General features: G+C 49.6%; 1 protein-coding gene and 1 pseudogene. Both read left to right on the top strand.

The features are described from left to right. Positions 1–288 precede the first annotated feature (288 nt). The gene (locus ACXRVY_RS29310) at positions 289–789 is read left to right on the top strand and encodes a hypothetical protein (RefSeq protein WP_457265742.1); all 501 of its coding nucleotides are present in this window, start codon (positions 289–291) and stop codon (positions 787–789) included. Between the two features lie 370 nt (positions 790–1,159). Next, positions 1,160–1,370: pseudogene (locus tag ACXRVY_RS29315) on the top strand (hypothetical protein); the annotation flags it as partial.

The following is a 1,370-nucleotide window of genomic DNA, read 5'->3' on the forward strand; positions in this document are numbered from 1 at the left end:
GTATTCGCCTGATACTCAGGCATAAAGACGCACAATCAACTACATAAACGGATGTCTCTACGAGTTTTCGGTAATTTTTGTGCAATCAATTGCATCTATCATTTCGATAGCTGATTCATTCCGTGAACTGGTTGTACGTTTGACCGTCTCATCTATAGTCACGTTGTGAGCGCTACGAAATCGTTCGTAATGGTTTTGTATCGCGGATTTCAGTTGACAAGGACATCAACGTAGAGATAATCGCGACCCGGTAGTCCATTCACCGGGTTATCACTGAGGGAATTTATGATGAATTCGGCAAACCACCACCACTTAGCTGATGCGCTTTCTGCCGCAGAGCTCATGGGTGTTGGCGCTGTGCGGTCTCTCGACCTGCTGAGAGATATCGACGGCACGATTGAAGCCATCTCCCATCATTGCCAACTGCTCAATGCAGCTGAAAGATCGTTTGTTGCGGTCAAAGACTCGATAGCATCTGGAGAAGCTTCCAAGCTGATACCGGAAGAAAACGTAGTGCCTGTCCTGGAGAGTCTCCAAGACAGCTTGGTTAAATCCTACGCTGAATCTAAGGCAAAAATGCAGTGCGCAATCAACGATCCACGCTTAAACGATGAAGACGGCGTTGTTGATGCGTACGCTGGACTACTAGACGCGCTGACCTCGCTTAACACCATGGCCGAGGAGCTACGCTGGAGCATTTTGGAAAGCAATGCAGACAAAGAGTCTGACCACACTCCAGTGATTTTGAGTGAGCCAGCTGACATCGACAAATTCCTTGACGATCTGTGAGGCTGAAGATTACGGCCATCGACATAGGCCGCAAGTCGTTTCAGAATTCTTACAGTGCTCTTGCTGAAGACGTTAAGGCTGCTTTCAAGGAAGCATATCGACTACTACTCCAAGATCCTCAGCCCAAGAAATTGCGTCTTGAGAAACTTTCTGGTTATAAGCGGCCAGGAGTCTATACGATTCACATAACCGCGAACCACAGCCACAAACTGAGTTTTGAGCTTGTTGGGACAGTTGCGGAGCTAAGGCGTATAGGTACACACAAAGAGATTGATCGCACTCCATAATTCGAAGCCCGGCCACACGCCGGGCTTTTTCGTTTCTGGCGCCCCAGTGCTACAGTCACCCCCTTTCAGGACGAGGAAGAGTCATGCGGATTTTGATTGGGGCGATGGCGGTGATGCTGCTGGCAGGGTGCATGGCACCAACGATGAACGAGGCCAGGCAGGAAGGTCCGCGCAAAGTTTTGTACTCGAAAAAATCTGACAAGGCTGTTGCCCAGTGCGTGCAGTACGAATGGCAAAACCAGTCACTGTTTGGGGTAACACCTGAAGCCACTCTTCAGCCGGGCCGGGATAGCG

Source organism: Pseudomonas sp. P5_A2_2, from assembly GCF_054177685.1.